Consider the following 19,359-nt stretch of genomic DNA (forward strand, 5'->3'; position numbering starts at 1 on the left):
GGTATGGCGATGCGCTTCGACGGGTCAACGGGTGGAATTCCGGGTCGTCTTCGCGTGCCCATGGGGAAATAGGGTCGGCGCACGTGTCCGGTGGATTCGGCATGTCGTTTTCGGACTGGCCGTAACGGGAGACCGCGGCGTACGAGGTCGATATCGCGGCTTGTTCCGAAAACGAGCGGCGCGCCGACCGGTGACGGCCGCGCTGCCCTGGGAAGACGGGCAGCGCGACCTCCTACGGCCCCGGACCCGTGCGGGGGACCCCGTCTGCCCCGCCGGAGGGTTCCGCGGGGCCGTACGGCCCCGCCGGGAACCGGTGAGCCAGCCGCCGCGGCAGGGGAACGGCTCGGCGGGGGAACGGCTCGCACCAGTCGGTGGTCGGGTTACCGGCCGCCGCACAGGGCGTGGTCGATCAGCTTCACGGTGACGTCCTTCGTGGGGTTCGGGACGCCCGGCTCGGGCTTCAGCGAGTCGGTGTTGAGCGACACCACCACGCTGCGGGAACCGTCCGGAGTGACGCCGTTGCGGGTCATGTAGCCGAAGATGTCGCCGCCGTGGGACCAGTGGCCGCCGCAGGAGTTCGAGATGTACATGATGCCCAGCCCGTAGCGGGCGCCCGGGAGGAAGCCCTGGAAGGCCGCGCTGGTGGGCACGGTCTTCTTCATCTCGGCCAGCTGGGCCGGCTTCAGCACCCGGCCGCCCAGCAGCGCCCGCAGGAACCGGTTCGAGTCGTCCGTGGTGCTGATCATGGCGCCGGCCGCGCCGGCGAGGGACGGGTTGATCCTGGTCGCGTCGATGAACTCGCCGTACTTGGGGTCTTCCTGCGAGGCGCCTTCTCCCGGGAAGCGCTCGTATCCGATGGCGTGCGGCCGGGGGACGGCCGGATCCGTCTTCGGGATGAAGGTGTTGCGCAGGCCCAGCGGCCGGAGGATGCGGTCGCGCACCTCTTCCTGCCAGGGGTTGCCGGTGGCCCGCTTGATGATCATCCCGAGCAGGGTGTAGTTGGTGTTCGAGTATTCCCAGCGCCCCTTGGACAGGTCCCGCGCGGGGAGGCTCATCGCCATCCGGACGAGTTGCTCGTCCGTCAGCGTCTTGTACCGGTCCTTCTGGAACTCCTTCTCGCTCATGATCATCGTCAGCTTGCGCGTGTAGTCGGGCAGCGGGGTGGTGTGCTGCAGCAGCTGCCGCACGGTGATGGTCCGGGCGTCGATGCCCTTGCCGGTCAGCAGTCCGGGAAGCCACCGGTGCACGGTGTCGTCCAGCGACAGCCGGCGTTCGCCGGCCAGCTGCAGCACGGTCGCCGCGACGTACGTCTTCGTGAAGCTGCCGATGCGGAACTTCGCGTCCCACGGCACCGGCGTCCGCCCGGCCAGGTCGCCGAACCCGCTGCGCACCGTGATGTCGCCGCGGGCCCGGTCGAGGCCGACCAGCACGCCCGGCGTGCCGTACTTCAGCAGTTCGTCGGCGTCGTGCTGCAGGGTGGACCGGAGGTCGCGGCGGGGGCTCGCGTCGGCGCCGGCGGCGCCGGCGGCGGCGATCCCGAGTGCCATCCCGCCCGCCAGGACGACGGCGGTGCACGCGGTTGCTCTGATTCGTCGTTTCGTCACGCCGTCGAACCTACGGATCGCATCGGCGCGGGTCGTCACCCGACGACGGCAACTTCGGCTACCCCTCCGGGGGTAACCGCGACTACCCCGATCGGCCGGTTACGTGCCGGCGATCAGTGGATACCGTGGGGCCGGTGCGGACAATGCTGCGATCCGTTCTGGTGGACGTGCTGCTGGCCGTCGTGTTCACCGGATTGACCATGGTGACCCTCAGCGAACAGCACGGCGGCCGGATTCCGTGGGCCCAGGGCGCCGTCGCCGTACTCACCGTCATGCCGATCGCGGTGCGGCAGCGGGCACCCGTGCTCACCACGGCGGTGATCGTCGGCGCGCTCACCGCGTACGCGCTGCTCGGCTACGGCGACTTCCCCAACGGCGGTGTCGGCATCCTGGTCGGCATGTTCACCGTCGCCATGCTGCGCGGGCCCGGCGTCGCGGCCGTCATGTTCCTGGCGACGATCGCCATGACGGTGGTCGCCTACTTCACCGGCGGCGCGCCGACCGGCGCCGCCGCCTGGTCGGAGATCGCCCAGACGGGCCTCATCATGGCGGGCGTCTGGGCGCTGGGCTACAGCACGAAGAACTGGGCGCTGCGGGCCGAGCGGCTGGCGGCGCAGGCTGCGCGCGCGGCCGCCGACGAACGCGTGAGCATCGCCCGGGAACTGCACGACATCGTCTCGCACCACATGTCGGTCGTCTCACTGCAGTCGGGACTGGCGGAGTACGTGCTGGACAGCGACCCGGACACGGCGCGGACGGCGATCGCCACCGCCGGAGAGGCCAGCCGGGAGGCGCTGCTGGACATGCGCCGCCTGCTCGACGTGCTGCGGATCGAGCCCGGCGACGAATCCGGCGACGAGCCGGACGTCGCGGCCGGCGCCGAGCCCGTCGCGGGTTCCGGATACCGTCCGCAGCCGGGACTCGCCCAACTGGAGGAACTGGTGAACCGTACGCGCAACGCCGGCGTCGAGGTCGAGCTGTCGGTGACCGGCCGCCCGTTCCCGCTTCCACCGGGAGTGGACCTGTGCGCCTACCGGATCGTGCAGGAGTCGCTGACCAACGTCCTCAAACACGCCGGCCCGGCCTCGGCGCGGGTCGGGGTCGACTACGGCCCGCACACCCTCACTGTCCGGATCAGCGACGACGGCAACGGAGGCGACCGCGTCCACGCGTCGCCGACGTCGCACGGCATCCGGGGCATGCGTGAGCGCGCCGAACTCTACGGCGGCGTGTTCAGCGCCGGACCCGCGAAGGAGGGCGGTTTCACCGTGACCCTGCAACTGCCGCTGGGCGAGGCACGATGACCGTCCGCGTTCTCGTCGCCGACGACCAGGCACTGATCCGGGCCGGCCTCGTCGCCCTGCTGCGGGCCGCACCCGGGATCGAGGTCGCCGGGGAGGCCGCTGACGGCGCGGAGGCCGTGGCCCTCGCCGCGGAGACCAGGCCGGACGTCGTGCTGATGGACATCCGGATGCCCGTGATGGACGGCATCGCGGCCACCCGCCGCATCCTCGCCGACGACGGCGGACACCACCCCCGCGTCGTCGTTCTCACCACCTTCGACCTCGACGAGTACGTGTACACCGCGCTGGGCGCCGGAGCCTCCGGCTTCCTGCTCAAGGACACGCCGCCGCAGCGGATCATCGCGGCCGTGAACACCGTCGCGGCCGGTGACATCCTCATCGCGCCGCGGATCACGCACCGGCTCATCGAGGCGTACGCCAGACTGCACCGGGCGACGGGCGCCCGCGGAAGGCTGGGCGAGCTGACCCCGCGCGAGACGGAGGTGCTGCGCCTGGTCGGCACCGGTCTGAGCAACGCCGAGATCGCCGAGCGCCTGGTGCTCAGCGAGGCGACGATCAAGACCCACGTCAAACGGACGATGAGCAAGCTCGGCCTCAGCAGCCGGGCCCAGGCCGTGGTGGTGGCGTACGAGACCGGCCTGGTCGTGCCCTCGTCTGCGGACACCGGCCCTGCCGGCGGAACCGCCCGTGCCGGTTCCCGGCCGGAGTCGTAGCGTCCCGGAGTCGTAGCGTCCTGGGTCCGTAGCGTCCTGGGTCCGTAGCGTCCTGGGTCCGGGGCGGGCCTGAGATCGGCTCATGCGTGCACCGCCGGTCCGCGCGTACCATTCGGCGGTGGAGGTTTTGGAGCCGGAGGTGTGGCGGGCCCGGGCGGAGGAGCACCGGCGACGGGTCGAGGAGTGGACGGCGCCCTACCTGGCGCGCAAGGCGCGGCGGGAGAGCCATCCCGTCGAGGACTTCCTGTTCGTCTACTACGACCACCGGCCCGCCTGGCTGCGGCGGTGGCATCCGGGCGCCGGGGTGGTGCTGAAGGGGGCGAGCGGTTTCGGCCGCTCCTACCTCGACACCCCCGAGGGCGCCGTGCTCGACACCGCGGCGCTGATGGACAGGCGCGGATCCTCCGTCGAGTGGATCGCGCGGCTGCTGGCCGCCACCGCGTCGCGGCCGGCCTATCTCGGCTGCTTCGGCCTGCACGAGTGGGCGATGGTCTACCGGGCCGCGGAGGTACGGCACGACGCCTGGCCGCTCCGGCTCGGCGACGAGGAGATCGCGGAGGTCGTGGAGCAGCGGGGCGTGCGGTGCGGTCATTTCGATGCGTTCCGCTTCTTCACCCCTGAGGCGCGCCCGCTCAACGTGCTGCAGCCGACGCGCGAGCGGCAGCGCGAGCTGGAGCAGCCGGGCTGCCTGCACGCCAACATGGACCTGTACAAGTGGGCGTACAAGCTGTCGCCGCTGGTGGGCAGCGAGTTGGTCGCCGACTGCTTCGCGCTGGCCCGCGACATCCGCGAGGTGGACATGCGGGCCAGCCCGTACGACCTGAGCGCCCTCGGCCACCGGCCGATCCGGATCGAGACGCCCGAGGGGCGGGCCGAGTACGCCGCCGAGCAGCGGGGCTTCGCCGAGCGGGCGCGGCCGTACCGGCAGCTCCTGCTCGACGCCTGCGAACGGCTCCTCTCCGACGCCCGTCGCCCCTGAGAACCCGCGGTCCGAAGTGCGGCCCGTGAGAACCGCTTAGCCGTCACCGGCCGGAGGCTCTGCCGGTGACGGTGCCGAGCCGCACGGTGCCGGCCACGTCGGGAGGGCCATGCCGCAGGCCCGGACGCCGCCGGTCTCGGATAGCGTCGGAGCCATGCGGCTTCATGTGGGATGCGCGATGTGGACGCACAAGGCGTGGCAGGGGCGTCTCCTGCCCCACCCGCTCCCTCCGGAGGAGCGCCTGAGGGCCTATGCGACCTGGTGCAACGCGGTGGAGGGCAACACCACGTTCTACGCGACGCCGGCGAGGAGCACGGTGGAGTCGTGGGCGGGGCAGGTCGGCCCCGGTTTCCGCTTCGTGGTCAAGCTGCCCAAGCCGATCACGCACGAGCGCCGCCTCACCGGCGCCGACGAGGAGCTCCGGGCGTTCCTGGAGGCGATCGAACCGCTCGGGCCGCGGGCCCACGCCCTCTGGGTCCAGCTGCCGGCGTCGTTCGGACCGGCCGACCTCGACGTGCTGGCGGGTTTCCTCCGCGGGCTCCCCCGCTCGTACCGGTACGCCGTCGAGGTCCGTCACCGCGCGTTCTTCGACGACGAGCGGTCCGCGCGGCTTCTCGAAGGGGTCCTGTCCGGAGCCGGGGCCGAGTGGGTCCCGTTCGACACCACGGCCTTCTTCCGGAGCCCGCCGACCAGCGACGCCGAACGGGACGCGTGGCTGAAGAAACCGCGTGTGCCGCGCCGGGCGCCCGCTCTCACCGACCGTCCGATCGTCCGCTACCTCGGCCGGGACGACACGGCCCGCACGGTCGAGGGCTGGCAGGAGTGGGTCGCCACGGTCGCCGGGTGGCTGCGCGAGGGCCGGTCGCCGACCGTGTTCGTGCACACCCCCGACAACGCCGACGCGCCGGTGCTCGCCCGCCGCTTCCACGACGAGGTGCGAGCCGTGCTGCCCGGGGTCGAGCCGCTGCCCGAGCCCGCGCCGGTCGAGCCGCTGACCCTGTTCTGACAGCGAGGCCGTACGGGGGAGAAAACGCTTTGTGCCGGGGCGGGACGGGGCGGCAGGGTACTTGCATGCCGGTTCAGCACCAGGTGAGAGCGGACTACGACGCTGAGACGATCGTGGTCTACCAGGCGTACCCGCCCGCCGTGGCCGACCCCGCCCTCAGCGCCGAGCGGTTCGTGCCGCCCTTCTCGTTCACCCGCATGACGTGGATCAAGCCTTCGTTCCTCTGGCTCATGCACCGCAGCAACTGGGCGCGGAAGCCGGGGCAGGAGCGCGTTCTGGCGGTGCGGATCACCCGGGAGGGATGGCACGAGGCGCTCTCCCGGGCCGTGCTGACGACGGCCGGACCCGAGGCCGTCGACCGGGCGGCGGTTCACGTCCAGTGGGACCCCGAGCGCTCGTTGCGCGGGGCGGCGCTCAACCACTACAGCATCCAGGTCGGGATCGGCCGGACCCTGATCCGCAGGTTCGCGGACGAGTGGGTCGTCGGCCTCACCGACGTCACGCCCACGGTGAGAAGGATCGCCGGGCTGGTGCAGACCGGACAGGCGTCGAAGGCGCAGCGGCTGCTGCCCCCGGAGCGTGAGTACCCGGTGCCCCCGGAGATCGCCCGGCGGCTTCTCGTCGGCTCGTGACCGTGGACGCGGGCAGGCGCAGGTTCGTGCAGGAGCATGACCGTGAGCGCGGGCAGGCGCAAGCTCGCGACGCCCGCGCGTGAGCCGGGCGCGCCGGGTCTGGGGCGCCCACCGTGCCCGGAGGTTCAGGAGGGCTGCGTCGCCAGCCGCAGCCCGAACCCGATCACGACGAGGCCGGTCAGCCGGTCCAGGCCGCGCTTGACCGACGGCCTGCCCAGCCAGCCGCGCACCAGCCCGGTGAACCCGATGAGCAGGGCGCTCCAGAGCAGCCCTTCGCAGACGTGCACGCCCGCCAGCAGGACGCCCATCGCGACGTGCGGCGCGCCGTCCGGGATGAACTGGGGGAGCATCGCGACGTAGAAGACGCCCATCTTCGGGTTGAGCAGGTTGGTCAGCAGTCCCCGGCGGAACGCGGGCCACGATCCGTCCCTCCCGGACGGCTCGGACGCCGCCGTCCCGCCCGCGCCGCTCCGGCGGCTGTGCCAGAGCATCCGGCCGCCCATCCACACCAGGTAGGCGACACCCGCCCAGCGCAGCACCTCGTAGGCGAGCCGGGAGGTGGAGAGGAGGGCGGACAGGCCGGCGGCGGTGACGACGCCCCACACGAGCGTTCCGGCCTGGATGCCGAGGACCACGGCCCAGGCGGGTCTCCTGCCGGCCAGCAGCGAGGTGCGCAGGATCAGCGCCGTGTCCAAGCCGGGCGTGAGCGTGAGGAATCCCACGACGACGGCGAACGAGGCGATCGAGCCGTAGACGTCCATGGACTCTCACCGTAGCCCAGAGCGGTGCGGGCACGACGGCCGCCCCGGGACGCCTCACCCGGTACGCCGCTCCGTCACCCGGTCCTCCGGTTCCTGCGGGACTCCTCCACCAGCTTGATGAACCCGGCCTCGGAGTCGGCGAACTTCATGACGCGCCTGCCGGGATCCGTCGTCACGAAGAACAGCCAGGGACCGGGGGCCGGACGCAGCGCGGCTTCGATGGCGGCGGCGCCCGGGTTGCCGATGGGGCCGGGCGGCAGGCCGGGGCGCGCATAGGTGTTGTAGCGGGACCGGCTCCTGAGATCCTCGACCGAGGCGGTGGAACCGGTCTTGCCCAAGCCGTACATCACCGTGCTGTCCAGCTCCAGTTTCCTCGGGGGCGTGCGGTCCAGCCGGTTGTAGACGGCCCGCGCGATCTTCGGCATGTCCTCAGCGCGAACAGCCTCGGCCTGGACGATGCTGGCGACGGTCAGGACCTCCAGCGGCGTACGGCCGATCCGCCCGGCGCCCTCCACCAGCCCGGCGTCCCTGGCGGCGCGGTCGAACCGGGCCACCGTCGCGGCGAGGATCTCGCGGGGGCTCGACCCGGCCGGGAACTCGTAGGCCGCGGGGAAGACGAATCCCTCCAGCGCCCCCTTGGCGTAGGCGGGGAGACCGAGCGCCCCGCCGTCCTCCGCGGCCCGCTCGAACTCCGCCACCGGCCTGCCGGTGGCGTCCGACAGCAGCCGCAGGACCTGGGAGAGCCGCATCCCCGCCCGCACGGTCAGGACGATCGGCTTTCGCGGGGTCTCCGCACGCGTCTCGTCCGGGCCCCGGCCCGTGACGCCGGGCGGATCCGCCACAGGTGCGGGCAGCCCTCCGGCCACGAGCGCCGCTCCGGCCGCCAGCACGGCGACGGCGGCCGCCGCCAGGGCAGGGCCGCGACGGGAAGGCCGGCGGGACCGGAGGAACCGGCCGGGCGGAGGTGGCTGCTCCTCATGGGCCATGTCCGAAAGGGTCTCCCGCAGCAGGTCCTCGATGTTCATCGCATCTCCCTCACGCCGTCCAACTCGGGAGCGGCCTTCCGCAGCCGTTCCAGCGACCGGTGGATCTGGCTGCGGACCGATCCCACCCCGATGCCGAGCAACCGGGCGATCTCGGTCTCGGACAGGTCCTCGAAGTAACGCAGCACCAGCACGGTCCGCTGCCGGGGCGTCAGGCGGGCGAGAGCCGTACGCATCACCAGGCGGAGGTCCGCGGTCTCGGCGTGCCCGTCGCCGACCCGGTCGGGAGGCTGCTCCGTGGACACCTCCGTGATCCGGGAGCGGCGCCGCCACCAGCTCACCTGCTCGTGGTACATGGCACGGCGGACGTAGCCCTCGACGGCCGCGGGGTCGCGGAGGCCGCGCCACCTGGCGGCCGTCTTCGCCAGTGCCGACTGCACCAGGTCCTCGGCGGCGTGCCGGTCGCCGGTCAGCAGGTACGCGGTGCGGAACAGCGCCCCCGACCGGGCGACGACGAACTCCCGGAAGCCCGCCTCGAAACCTGGATCCACCTGTCCTCCTCGCGGTGTCACCAAGCAAGGACGCGGGCGGGGCGCCGATCTATGCCGGTACGGCGGAAAGCCGGAAGGGAGCGGAGAGAGCCGGGCGGGAGCGGAGAGCCGGGCGGGAGGATGGCGCGGTGGTAGGCCGGTGCGGCGGGAGGCCGGGCAGGCGGTAGGCCGGTGCGGCGGGAGGCCGGGCAGGCGGTAGGCCGGTGTGGCGGGAGGACGCCGGTGTCCGGGGATACGTGACTCAGCGGGAGCGCGTGTACGTCACGGTCCGGGCCCCGGCGCTGAATCCCAGCGAGCCGTACAGCTTCGCCGGGACGGGATGGGCATCGTCCCCCCGGGCGTAGACCATCGCCTCCTCCGCCCCCTCGGCCCGCAGGCGGTGCATCGCGTACAGGCACGCGGCCCGCGCCAGGCCGAGCCGCTGGAACTCCCGGGAGGTGCCGACCGGCTCGAACTGCCCGACGCGGTTGTCCGGGTCCAGCCAGGCCAGGCAGTAGGAGACCAGCCGCCCGTCCGGCGCCTCCACCACGCAGTCCAGCTCGCGCCGGTACGGCCACGCCCGCATCACCCGGCGGTAGCTCTCCTCGGTGACCCTGGACGGGTGGAAGGCCGACCGGTGCGCGGCCACCCGGCCGGGGACGTCCTCGTCCCCGCGTAGGGAGCGCACGGTGAACCCGGGCGGCGTCTCCACCTCGGGGAGCCCTTCCAAGCCGCGCGACATGCGCAGCAGGAAGGACGCGTCCTGCGCCCGCCGGTAGCCGCGGCGCGTCAGGACCCCCGCCAGGCCCGTCTCGGTGTCCAGGATCGTGGTGGCCAGCCGGTCGCCCGCGGTGACCTCGTGGAACCAGTCGAGCACCTCGTCGGCGAGGTCGTCGGGCGCGACGAACTGCAGGCCGCCGGGGAGGCGCACCCAGGCCCACGCGATCGTGCGGCCCTCGCGCTCCCACAGCATCGTCGGCCACTCCGACTCCCGGCCCCCGTGCTGGAAGCGATCCCAGGCGAGCTCCCCCACATGGCACCGGCCGCCCCGCCCCCAGACCGCCTGGGCGAGCTCCTGCATCCTGCGCAGGTCCTCGGCGCCTTCGTACGGCCGCATGGTGATGTCGGACACCTGCTCGGCTCCTCCTCGGGTCGCTGCCGGGCCTTCCTCGGACCCTTCATCGGATCTTCTTCGGACTCTTCGTCGGGCGGGGACGAGGGCCGGTCCCGGTCCTGGCCGGTCTTCGGTGCTCAGGGGCGGGCCCCGGAGCAGGTCAGGTCTCAGGCGTGGACGCGCGGCTCCACGAGATCGCGTTCCATACGAGCATCATGCCTCTGATCCGGACGCGGTGATGACGCCGGAGGGGCCGCCTTCGGACGGGCCCGGACTCGCCGAGGCGCTTGCGGCCGGCGGACGGAACCCGTCATGATCATCCCTTCCGCCGGTGAAGGGATGATTCACGTGAAACATCGGACCGCAGTGATCACCGTCATGGCGGCGGGGGTGCTGGCCCTGGAGACCGGGCAGGCGTCCGCGCTGCCCTCCGGTTCCGCCCTCACGCACCCGTCCTCCCTCGCGAGCGTCCCCTTCTCCGCGAGCACCCCCGTCCTCGCCGGCGGGTCCGTCCTTTCGGACGCCTCCGCCCCCGCCCCCGCGGGCTTCTCCGGCCTCGGATCGCGCCGGGCGCCGGGAGTGGTCGGGACCGACGTCAGCAACTGGACGGGGGACATCGACTGGGAGGCCGCCGCCGGCGCCGGTGCGGCGTTCGCGTTCGTGCACGCCTCCGAGGGCGTGGACTACGTCAGCCCCCGGTTCGCCGCGCAGTACGGCGGCGCCGCCGAGGCGGGCCTGCTGCGCGGGGCCTACCACTTCGCCCAGCCGCACGAGTCCGGCGGTGCGGAGCAGGCCGACTTCTTCGTGCGGAACGGCGGCCGCTGGACCTCCGACGGCCGGACGCTGCCGGGCGTCCTGGACCTGGAGGACAATCCGTACGGCAAGAAGAACCGCCTCGACAACTGCTACGGGCTCACCCCGGAGCAGGCGGTCGCCTGGGTGGGCGACTTCACCCGGCGCTACCGGCAGCGGACCGGCAAGGACGCGATCATCTACACCACCACGAGCTGGTGGCGGACCTGCACCGGCGACTCGCGCGCCTTCGGCCGCAACCCGCTCTGGCTGGCCCGGTGGGGCACGGAGCCGGGGGAGCTCCCGGCGGGCTGGAAGCGTCACACCTTCTGGCAGTCGGCGGACAGGAGCGGTTCCCTGCCCGGCGGCCAGAACTCCTTCAACGGCACGCCGTCCCAGCTCAAGACGCTCACCCGGGCGCCGTCGAAGATCCGGCTGAAGGGCGCGGCGCGCGGGAACACCTACACGGTGACGGTCGCCAACACCGGCACCGAACCGGTCACGGCGCTCAAGCTCGCCGGCCGCACGTTCGGCGGCCAGAAGTTCACCAAGGCCGGCAGGGGCTGCCGGTTCAGCGGTACGGCGGTGCGCTGCACGATCACCAGGCTGGGCCCGAAGACGACGGCCCGGCTGACCTTCACGGTCGCGCCCGCCGGGCCCGGCGGCCCGAAGCGGGGGCTGAGGATCGCGGCCGGCCCGGTGACCTTGACCCTGCCCGCCGCCCGGTGACCCGGGTCCGTCCCGGTGGGTCCGGCGATCCGGGTCCGTCCCGGCGGGCCGGGTGACCCGGGTCCGTCCCGGCCGCTGTTCACGGTCCCGCCCCCGGCTCCGGATCCGCGGTGCGAGGTCCGCGGTCGTTCCCGGTTCTGACATCCTCGGAGGATGATCGAGCAGTGGCGGGAAGTCGGTGACCGCGTCTACGTCAGGCGGCACGAGTCGTTCGACCTGAACGCCGGCCTCGTCGTCGGCGGTGAGGGCTGCCTGGTCGTCGACACGCGCATGTCCCACCGCCAGGGCCGGGAGCTGGCCGACGCCGTCCGGGAGATCACCGCGCTGCCGTGGACGGTGCTCAACACCCACGCGCACTTCGACCACTTCTTCGGCAACGCGGTCTTCCTGCCCGCCGACATCTGGGGCCACGTCCGCTGCGCGGAGGCGGCCGAGGCCACCGGCGAGGCGCAGCGGCGGAACTGGCTCCACGAGGGTCCGGAGGAACTGGCCGAGGTGGAGATCGTCCCGCCGGGCCGTACGTTCACCGATTCCGTCACCCTCGACCTCGGCGGCCGCCCGGTCCACCTGCGGCACCTGGGCCGGGGCCATACCGACAACGACGTCGTGGCCGAGGTCCCCGACGCCGGGGTGGTCTTCGCCGGGGACCTGGTGGAGGAGGGCGCGCCGCCGCAGTTCGGGGACGCGTTCCCGCTGGACTGGCCGGACACGCTCGCCCGCCTGCTGGACCTGCCGGGTGAGGCGGTCGTCCCGGGCCACGGCGCCGTCGTCGACCGCGACTTCGTACGGCGCCAGCACGCGGACCTCGTCACCGCCGTCGAGATCCTGACGACCGGCGGTGACCCCGCCCGGGCCCCGTTCCCCGGGGACACCATGGCGGAGATCGCCGCGCGGCTCCGCGGCCGGTAGGGCGGACCCGGCGGGGGAACGGACCGCCGCGTGGGAGGAGCGGCCGGAAAACGGGTCGCAGCCGGCGGAGGGCGCTGCCTATGCTCCGGGAGCATGACGTCTGAGTGGGTCCCCCTGTCCCTGGACGACGTGCACGCCCTGGTGGGGTTGCGCGCCGCGATCGAGGCCGAGGACAAGACCGGAGAGAACTACGGCGTCGACGACGTCACCGAGCTCCTGGCCGATCCGCTGGTCGACACGGACGAGGGCACCCTGGGCGTGTGGGAGGACGGCAGGCTGGTCGCCTTCGGGGTGCTCATGGCCAGGCCCGCCGCCGAGCCGCTCCACCGGATGATCCTGGGGGGCGGGGTCCACCCCGGCCACCGCCGCCGGGGCCTGGGCAGGCGGTTGGTCGACTGGGCGGTCCGGAGCGCGCCGGCGCTCCACGAGAAGCGCTTCCCCGGCCGGCCCCTCGAGCTCCTGGCCTACGTCGATGACCGCAACGAGGGTGGGAAGGCCCTGGTCGCCTCCGCGGGCCTGACGCCCGTCCGCTGGTTCTGCGGTATGGGACGCGACCTGACCGCCGAGCCGCCGCGGGCTCCGCTCCCGGAAGGGCTGAGGATCGTCGCCTACCACGACGACCTGGAGGACGCGGTCCGGAAGGTACGCAACGCCTCCTTCTCCGACCACTGGGGCAGCACCCGCCACACGGCGGAGTCCTGGCGGAACGCCCTCATCGGGACGAAGGCGTTCCGGCCCGAGGCGTCGTTCGTCGCCGTGGACGCCTCAGGGACGAGCGTGGCCGTCCTGCTCACCAGCCACTACGAGGCCGACACCGCGGCCACCGGGATCCGTGAGGCGTGGATCCAGATCATCGGCACACTGCGCGAGTGGCGGGGAAGAGGGGTGGCGAGCGCGATGCTCGCGCACGCCCTGACCGAGTTCCGCGCGCAGGGCTACCAGCGTGCGGGGCTGTCGGTCGACGCGGACAGCCCGACCGGCGCCCTCGGCGTCTACACCCGCGCCGGGTTCACCGTCGAAGACCGCACGATCACGCACGCGATCTGGCTGGCCTGATCCTGCCCGCCCGCCCGCTCCGGCCCCGCTTCGGCCGGGGCCGGAGCGGGGAACATCGCCAGACCGCAGGCCACTCGACCTGTTCGCCCGGTGGCCGCCCGACCTGCTCATCCGGTGGCCGCCTGCCGGGTGAGTACCGCTCAGGCGGGTGGCGACGCGGCCCCGGCCGGAGGCGCGAGGGGGAGGCGGGCGCGCAGGCAGGCTCCCGGCGGGCCGGACGCGACGGCCAGGCCGCCGCCGTGCCGTACCGCGACGTCCCGGGCGATCGCCAGCCCGAGCCCGGCGCCGCCCGCGTCCCGGTCCCTGGCCTCGTCCAGCCGGGTGAAGCGGTCGAAGACGGCCTCGTGGTGCTCGGCGGGGATGCCCGGTCCGTCGTCGCGCACCTCCAGCACGGCCTCGTCCCCCTCCGCCGCCAGCCGGACGGTGACCGCCGACTCCGCATGCCGTACGGCGTTGTCCACGAGGTTGGCCACCAGGCGGCGCAGCTGCTCGGCCGAGCCGCGGACCAGCACGTCGGCGGCGATCTCCAGGGCGACCCGCACCTCCGGCCGCGGCCGGACCCGGGTGCCCTCCTCGGCGGCGACCTGGCCCAGGTCCACCTCGTCATGACGGACCGGCTCGTCGGCGTCCAGCCGGGCCAGCAGCAGCAGGTCGGAGGTGAGCGCCTGGATCCGCGCCACGTCCGCCAGCGCCTCGGCGGTCAGCGACTGGGGAGGCGCGAGCTCCAGGCGGGCCCGCAGGACGGCCAGCGGGCTGCGCAGCTCGTGGGCGGCGTCGGCGACGAAGCGCCGGTGGCGGCCGACGGCCAGCTCCAGGCGGTCGAGCGTGCGGTTCGTGGTCTCGGCCAGCCGGGCGATCTCGTCGCGGGATCTCGGTACGGGGACCCGCCGGTGCAGGTCGCTGGCGGTGATGTCGGCCAGCTCCGCCCGGATCGCGGAGACCGGCGCGAGCGCCCGGCCGACCGCCAGCCAGGTGAGGGCCGCGACCAGCAGGAGCAGCGCGGGGATGCCGGGCAGCAGGACGGTCCTCAGAGTCTGCAGTGCGGCCTGGGCGGGCTCCAGGGAGGCGCGGGCCCGCACGACCACCGTCCCCCCGGCGGTGCCGACCGGCGCCGTGGCCGTGACGAAGGCGTCCTCCGGTGCCCACCGCTCGGCGGGCAGGGCGGGAGCGGCGTGCACGGAGAACTCCGCCCCGGCGAGGGGGTGCGCCGCCTCGGTGAGGATCTGGACGTCCGGGTCGGCGGCCCCGGGGGCACGCCCGGCCGAGCGGTCCGGTACGGGAAGCGCCTCGCCGGAGATCCGTTCGGCGACGACCCCGGCGCGCCGGAAGGCCTCGTCGGAGGCGCTCGCCATCAGGCGCTCGCTGAGCACGCCGACCAGCAGGGCGGAAGCGGCGGCCAGCGCGACCGCCACGATCGCGGTGGCCGCGAGGGTCGCCCGGACCCGGACCGACAGGCGCGACATCTCAGGCCTCCAGCCGGTACCCGGCGCCTCGCACGGTCACCAGGGACGACCGGCCGAACGGGGCGTCGATCTTCCGGCGGAGCGCGCTGACGTAGACCTCGACGATGTTCGGGTCCCCGTCGTAGGCGAAGTCCCACGCCTGGGCGAGCAGCTCGCCCTTGGAGACCACCTCGCCCTGCCTGCGGGCCAGGCCGTGCAGGACCGCGAACTCCTTCGGGGTGAGGGAGACCTCCACCCCGCCCCGGTGGCAGCGCAGCCCCGCCGGGTCGACGACCAGGTCGCCGACCCTGATCGAGGCCGGCCGGGCCCGGCCGCCCCGGCGGACGAGGGCGCGCAGCCGGGCCGACAGGACGACGTAGGAGAACGGCTTGGACAGGAAGTCGTCGGCGCCGGTGTCCAGCGCCTCGGCCTCGTCGTGCTCCCCGTCCTTGGCGGTGAGCATCAGGATCGGCGTCCAGTTCTCCGCGTCGCGGAGCCGCGAGCAGACGGTGTAGCCGTTCATCCGGGGCAGCATGACGTCGAGCACGATCACGTCGTAGGGATTCTCCCCGGCCATCCAGAGCCCTTCCCGGCCGTCGTGGGCGACGTCCACCGCGAACCCCTCGCCGGCCAGCCCGCCCTTCAGCAGGTCGGCCAGGCGCTTCTCGTCCTCCACCAGCAGCACGCGCATGACGCCAGCGTGCCTGACGCGACCTAAAGCCACCCTGAAGAAGGCGGGACGGCGAGGAGGAACCCGAAGCCGGCTTCGGTGGCGTTCAGGACGGCTTCAGGTTCCGGGAGGGACGGTGTGGGCGCACCTTCCACCGGACGCGGCCGATGCCCCAGCGGGCACCGGCCGCCGGCCGGACGTCCGCCCGGCGCCGACAGGACTTCGATCCGAAGGGCGCCGGCCGGACGCCGGCCGGACTTCGACCCAACGAGGAGAACCGACCATGCGCATCCGCTTCCTCGCCGCCGCCGCGGTGACCACCGGAGCCCTGATGACCGTCCTGACCGGCGCGGCCAGCGCCTCCGGAACGCCCTCCCCCGCCGAATCCTTCGAATCCTCCGGAGCCTCCGAACTCGCGTCCTCCGGGACCTCCGGGCTCGCGGTCTCGGCGGTCCCGGCGACCCCGGCGGAGGGTGCCGTCACCATCGCCTGCAGGGGCGGGAAGGGGTTCGTCGCCCGCGCGCTCACCGAGGTGGAGCGGGAGAGGATCCGTACCGAGGGGCGCAGGCGGGCGGGGGGTGTGGAGGCGGCGCCCGCGGTGCCCGCCCTCCCCGCCGACGACCTGTCCGAGGTCCGGGTGGCGGAGCGGGGCGAGACCGTCCACCCGGAAGGGTGGGACGAGGTCCGGGTGCCCGGTGAGGCGGTCCGCGGTAAGAAGCCCCACGGGAAGCCGCACTGCGTGAAGGCGTTCCCCGGCAAGGGGTCCTGCGAGGTCGTCAAGGGGCGACCGGTTCCCGTCCCGCGCCACGGCTCCTCCGGCTCCTTCCACTCCTCCGGTCCGGAGGAGGCCGTCCGCGTGCGCAAGCTGCCCGGCAAGCCGGCCGTGGTCTGCGTCTCCAAGCGGCGATAACGACCCCGGGCGCCGTGCCGTACCGGGCGGGGACCGGTACGGCACGCACACCGGGAGCCGCTCGGTAGGACGGAGCGGCTCCGAGGAGGTCCCGCCGCCCGGACTCGGGGCGAACCCGCAGCCCGCAGACCGCCGGCGGCTCCTCGCACGCGTGTACGGCCCGCACCCGAGGGGGCGCGGGCCGTACACGGCGGTCACGGATCAGGTCAGATCAGGTCATGTTCCTGGTGACCTCGCTCCGGTCGGCGTCGGTGCCCTGGCCGGTCACACCGGCCTTGGGGTCCGCCTTGTGGCTGAACTCCTCGGCCTTCGACTTCATCCCTCCGGCCACGCCGGAGACCTTGTCGGCCGCGGTCTTCGCCTTGTCGCTCATCCAGTGGGACGCGTCACTCGCGCTGCCCTTCATCGTGTCGGTCCACTGGCTGGAGTTCTTGCGGTACATCGCGAAACCCGCGGCTCCGGCCGCGAGGCCGGTGAGCAGCAGGAGCATCGGCCAGTTGCGGGATCTGACCTTGGCCGGGGGTGAGGGATCCAGCTTGGTCGCCGCCTGGGACAGCATCGAGCTCAGCTTGGGTCCCAGCTGCTGCTCGACGGTGTGCGCGGCGGCGTCCAGCTGCGGCGCGGCCCACCTGCGGGCTTCGCTGATCTTCTCGTCCGCGGCGCTGAGGGCGGCCTCACGGGCCTGTGCGGCCATCGGGCCGACCCGTTCGGCGGCTCGGGCGATCTGCAGCATGGCCTGGTCCCTGGCCACCATGGCCTGGTGCTTGGCCAGTCGCATCCGGGTCTCCGGAACCATGCTGGTGTTGCGCTTTCCAAACAGTGTTGCAAGAGGCACGGCAACTCCTCCCCTGTCGTTGGGGCCCCGCAGCGACCCCTTCCCGCTCGAAAGCGGCTCAATCATGACCAGTCGTGGGAGGATGTTGACGGGCCGGTGACGGCCATAGTTGACACAACAGCACAAATGCAGCGCCTGAGGCAGGCTTTGCGTGATTACCTGAAGGGGGCAGCCCGACCGTGGCTGAGAAGTTGATCGCTACCCTGAACACGAACCGCGGCACCGTGAAGGTGCAGCTCTTCCCGGACCACGCGCCCAAGACCGTGCGCAACTTCGTGGAGCTGGCCGAGGGCGCCCGGGAGTGGACGCACCCCGAGACCGGCCAGAAGACCACCGACAGGCTCTACGACGGCACCGTCTTCCACCGGGTCATCGACGGCTTCATGATCCAGGGCGGCGACCCCCTGGGCCAGGGCATCGGCGGCCCCGGCTACAAGTTCGACGACGAGATCCACCCCGACCTCTACTTCAACCGCCCCTACCTGCTCGCCATGGCCAACGCCGGCATCCAGATGGGCCGCGGCACCAACGGCTCGCAGTTCTTCATCACCGTGGTGCCCACGCCGCACCTGAACGGCCGGCACACCATCTTCGGTGAGGTCGTCGAGGGCCAGGAAGTCGTCGACGCCATCGCCAAGACCCCGACGGGCCCCGGCGACCGCCCCGTCGACCCGGTCGTGCTGGAGAGCGTCACGATCGACCGCGTCCAGGGCTGAACCTCCCGTGCGGCGGCCGCGGTGACGGCCGCCGCGCACGGACGCCGGGGGCGCACAGGCCCTGCGGCGGCCGCCGCGCACGGACGCCCGGATCACGTAGGCCGCGGTGACGGGCACGCGCTGCCCCGGCGCACGGAGCCTTGGCGCACAGGGTCCGTGCGCACAGGGGCCGGGCGCACGGTACCCGGAAATCTGCATAGGGTTGGGTGAGGATCCGAGCACGGTCGAAAGGGTCGCCGACGCGTCATGACCACCCAGCCCCCCGGCGAGTCCGGGACCCAGGCCGTTCCCACCTGCTACCGCCATCCGGACCGCGAGACCTATGTGCGCTGCCAGCGCTGCGAGCGGCCCATCTGCCCCGACTGCATGCGCGACGCGGCGGTCGGCTTCCAGTGCCCCGAGTGCGTGGCCGAGGGCAACAAGGGCGTACGGCAGGCGCAGGCGGTGTTCGGCGGAGGGGCGGTCACCACGCCCTACGTCACCTGGGGCCTGCTGATCCTCAACGTGCTGGCCTACATCGTGCAGAGCGTCTTCCCGCAGGTGGTGAGCTACTACGGCATGGCCGCCGGTGCCGTCGCCCACGGTGAGTGGTGGCGCCTGCTGACCGGTTCCTTCCTGCATTCGCCGCTCGGCGGCGGGGGCTTCTCGCTCACCCACATCCTGTTCAACATGTTGGCGCTCTACATCATCGGCCCGGAGCTGGAGCGGTGGCTCGGCGCGGCTCGCTTCCTGGCGCTGTACCTGCTCTCCGCGCTCGGCGGATCCGTCGCGATCTACCTGCTCTCCGAGTTCCTGACGGTGGGCGCGTCGGGTGCGATCTACGGCATGTTCGGCGCGCTCTTCGTGATCGCCAAGAAACTCGGCCGCGACGTTCGCGGTCTGCTCTGGCTGATCGGTATCAACGTGGCGATCACGCTACTGTTCCCCCTCCTCCAGATGATTCCTGCTCTGGGGGGACTTCCCGGTGTCAGCTGGCAGGGTCACCTCGGCGGTCTGGTCACCGGTGTCGTGGTCTCCGTGATCATGGCCTACGCCCCGGCCAGGAACCGCACCACGGTCCAGCTCGCCGGCTGCGCCGCCGTCCTGCTGCTCTTGACCGCCACGGTCGTGCTGCTGCCGCCGTACGCCTACGACGAGTTCGTGCGGAACATCCCCGGCTGATCCACACCCTGACGCGCGTCCCCAGGGTGTGGACAGCCCTGTGGAAAGTTCTAACGCCAGCGGGTGGAGAGGATCACACCGAAGATGATGAAACCGAACCCGATGAGCAGGTTCCAGTTCGCGAGCGTCCCGAGCAGCGGCGCGTCCGGCGCCACGTAGTAGATGGCGATCCACAGGATGCCGATGATCCAGGAGGCCACCATGACCGGCGCCAGCCAGCGCGGGCTCATCTTGACCTGCTGGGTCGTCTTCGGCGGGGTGTAGACCGCCTTCTTGCGAGTCTTGGGCTTGGGCACTGGGGTTCTCCTGCGTCAATCCTGCGCGATCCGGATCGTGCGCAGGCTCTGTCGGCTAGCGTAGTCGCTGGTGAGCAAGGATAGTCGGCGCAGATGGGACATGGCGATCCCGTGGGCGCGGGCTTTCTCCACCCGGGACGGGCCGGTCGGCGGGTGGACATAGTCTGATGTGTCGTGTTCTCCCGCTGTGAATCGCAGATCCTCCCCGGCTGCCCGG

The 19,359-nt window shown here is 72.7% G+C and carries 20 protein-coding genes; 11 read left to right on the forward strand and 9 right to left on the reverse strand.

Features of this window, described 5'->3' with window-relative positions; all coding sequences use genetic code 11:
- Positions 1 to 380: 380 nt before the first annotated feature.
- The gene (locus tag IEZ07_RS10385; RefSeq protein WP_204054360.1) at positions 381 to 1,604 is read right to left on the reverse strand and encodes a serine hydrolase domain-containing protein; all 1,224 of its coding nucleotides are present in this window, start codon (positions 1,602 to 1,604) and stop codon (positions 381 to 383) included.
- A gap of 143 nt (positions 1,605 to 1,747) precedes the next feature.
- On the opposite strand from IEZ07_RS10385, the gene IEZ07_RS10390 reads away from it, so the two are divergent.
- The 5 genes from IEZ07_RS10390 to IEZ07_RS10410 all read left to right on the forward strand — a co-directional run bounded on the left by IEZ07_RS10390 (position 1,748) and on the right by IEZ07_RS10410 (position 6,238).
- Positions 1,748 to 2,908, forward strand: coding sequence for a sensor histidine kinase (locus tag IEZ07_RS10390; protein WP_191894530.1), 1,161 nt, complete (start codon positions 1,748 to 1,750; stop codon positions 2,906 to 2,908).
- Positions 2,905 to 3,621, forward strand: a complete 717-nt coding sequence (locus IEZ07_RS10395) for a response regulator (protein ID WP_191894531.1) — start codon at positions 2,905 to 2,907, stop codon at positions 3,619 to 3,621. The genes IEZ07_RS10390 and IEZ07_RS10395 overlap by 4 nt, the downstream gene beginning before the upstream one ends.
- A gap of 118 nt (positions 3,622 to 3,739) precedes the next feature.
- Entirely contained in the window at positions 3,740 to 4,600 is an 861-nt protein-coding gene (locus IEZ07_RS10400; RefSeq protein WP_239319909.1) for a 3-methyladenine DNA glycosylase, read from the forward strand.
- Between the two features lie 154 nt (positions 4,601 to 4,754).
- Positions 4,755 to 5,606 (forward strand): DUF72 domain-containing protein, encoded by an 852-nt coding sequence (locus tag IEZ07_RS10405; protein WP_068900178.1) that lies wholly within the window; start codon positions 4,755 to 4,757, stop codon positions 5,604 to 5,606.
- Between the two features lie 65 nt (positions 5,607 to 5,671).
- Positions 5,672 to 6,238 carry a DUF4291 domain-containing protein gene (locus IEZ07_RS10410; RefSeq protein ID WP_068900175.1) on the forward strand — a complete coding sequence of 189 codons (567 nt, stop codon included), beginning with the start codon at positions 5,672 to 5,674 and terminating at the stop codon, positions 6,236 to 6,238.
- A 125-nt stretch (positions 6,239 to 6,363) separates the two neighbouring features.
- Here the strand turns inward: IEZ07_RS10410 and IEZ07_RS10415 are convergent, their stop codons facing one another.
- From IEZ07_RS10415 to IEZ07_RS10430, 4 genes are all read right to left on the reverse strand, one after another.
- On the reverse strand, positions 6,364 to 6,999 hold the full coding sequence (locus IEZ07_RS10415) for a LysE family translocator (RefSeq protein ID WP_191894533.1): 636 nt from the start codon (positions 6,997 to 6,999) through the stop codon (positions 6,364 to 6,366).
- A 74-nt stretch (positions 7,000 to 7,073) separates the two neighbouring features.
- Positions 7,074 to 8,024: an endolytic transglycosylase MltG gene (locus IEZ07_RS10420; protein ID WP_191894534.1), complete on the reverse strand. Its 951-nt coding sequence runs from the start codon at positions 8,022 to 8,024 to the stop codon at positions 7,074 to 7,076.
- Positions 8,021 to 8,533 carry a SigE family RNA polymerase sigma factor gene (locus IEZ07_RS10425; RefSeq protein WP_191894535.1) on the reverse strand — a complete coding sequence of 171 codons (513 nt, stop codon included), beginning with the start codon at positions 8,531 to 8,533 and terminating at the stop codon, positions 8,021 to 8,023. The genes IEZ07_RS10420 and IEZ07_RS10425 overlap by 4 nt, the downstream gene beginning before the upstream one ends.
- 241 nt (positions 8,534 to 8,774) lie before the next feature.
- Positions 8,775 to 9,644: a GNAT family N-acetyltransferase gene (locus IEZ07_RS10430; RefSeq protein ID WP_191894536.1), complete on the reverse strand. Its 870-nt coding sequence runs from the start codon at positions 9,642 to 9,644 to the stop codon at positions 8,775 to 8,777.
- A 330-nt stretch (positions 9,645 to 9,974) separates the two neighbouring features.
- Between IEZ07_RS10430 and IEZ07_RS10435 the strand changes: the two genes are divergently transcribed.
- The 3 genes from IEZ07_RS10435 (at position 9,975) to IEZ07_RS10445 (ending at position 13,112) form a co-directional block, all read left to right on the forward strand.
- Positions 9,975 to 11,147, forward strand: a complete 1,173-nt coding sequence (locus tag IEZ07_RS10435; RefSeq protein WP_191894537.1) for a GH25 family lysozyme — start codon at positions 9,975 to 9,977, stop codon at positions 11,145 to 11,147.
- Between the two features lie 153 nt (positions 11,148 to 11,300).
- Complete coding sequence (locus IEZ07_RS10440) at positions 11,301 to 12,056, forward strand: MBL fold metallo-hydrolase (protein ID WP_191894538.1); 756 nt, start codon at positions 11,301 to 11,303, stop codon at positions 12,054 to 12,056.
- Between the two features lie 93 nt (positions 12,057 to 12,149).
- Positions 12,150 to 13,112 carry a GNAT family N-acetyltransferase gene (locus IEZ07_RS10445; RefSeq protein ID WP_191894539.1) on the forward strand — a complete coding sequence of 321 codons (963 nt, stop codon included), beginning with the start codon at positions 12,150 to 12,152 and terminating at the stop codon, positions 13,110 to 13,112.
- A gap of 140 nt (positions 13,113 to 13,252) precedes the next feature.
- Here IEZ07_RS10445 and IEZ07_RS10450 read toward each other — a convergent pair whose 3' ends face one another.
- Positions 13,253 to 14,575 carry a sensor histidine kinase gene (locus IEZ07_RS10450; RefSeq protein WP_191894540.1) on the reverse strand — a complete coding sequence of 441 codons (1,323 nt, stop codon included), beginning with the start codon at positions 14,573 to 14,575 and terminating at the stop codon, positions 13,253 to 13,255.
- A gap of 1 nt (position 14,576) precedes the next feature.
- Positions 14,577 to 15,245, reverse strand: coding sequence for a response regulator transcription factor (locus tag IEZ07_RS10455; protein ID WP_068900160.1), 669 nt, complete (start codon positions 15,243 to 15,245; stop codon positions 14,577 to 14,579).
- 262 nt (positions 15,246 to 15,507) lie between these two features.
- Between IEZ07_RS10455 and IEZ07_RS10460 the strand changes: the two genes are divergently transcribed.
- The gene (locus tag IEZ07_RS10460; RefSeq protein ID WP_191894541.1) at positions 15,508 to 16,134 is read left to right on the forward strand and encodes a hypothetical protein; all 627 of its coding nucleotides are present in this window, start codon (positions 15,508 to 15,510) and stop codon (positions 16,132 to 16,134) included.
- Between the two features lie 211 nt (positions 16,135 to 16,345).
- Here the strand turns inward: IEZ07_RS10460 and IEZ07_RS10465 are convergent, their stop codons facing one another.
- Positions 16,346 to 16,969, reverse strand: coding sequence for a hypothetical protein (locus IEZ07_RS10465; RefSeq protein ID WP_191894542.1), 624 nt, complete (start codon positions 16,967 to 16,969; stop codon positions 16,346 to 16,348).
- 179 nt (positions 16,970 to 17,148) lie between these two features.
- On the opposite strand from IEZ07_RS10465, the gene IEZ07_RS10470 reads away from it, so the two are divergent.
- Positions 17,149 to 17,685 (forward strand): peptidylprolyl isomerase, encoded by a 537-nt coding sequence (locus tag IEZ07_RS10470; protein ID WP_068900153.1) that lies wholly within the window; start codon positions 17,149 to 17,151, stop codon positions 17,683 to 17,685.
- Between the two features lie 246 nt (positions 17,686 to 17,931).
- Positions 17,932 to 18,846, forward strand: a complete 915-nt coding sequence (locus tag IEZ07_RS10475; protein WP_191894543.1) for a rhomboid family intramembrane serine protease — start codon at positions 17,932 to 17,934, stop codon at positions 18,844 to 18,846.
- A gap of 50 nt (positions 18,847 to 18,896) precedes the next feature.
- Here the strand turns inward: IEZ07_RS10475 and IEZ07_RS10480 are convergent, their stop codons facing one another.
- Positions 18,897 to 19,142, reverse strand: a complete 246-nt coding sequence (locus IEZ07_RS10480; RefSeq protein ID WP_191894544.1) for a cell division protein CrgA — start codon at positions 19,140 to 19,142, stop codon at positions 18,897 to 18,899.
- Positions 19,143 to 19,359: the final 217 nt, after the last annotated feature.

The sequence above is a fragment of the Planomonospora parontospora genome, from assembly GCA_014647935.1.
GTDB lineage: Bacteria > Actinomycetota > Actinomycetes > Streptosporangiales > Streptosporangiaceae > Planomonospora > Planomonospora parontospora.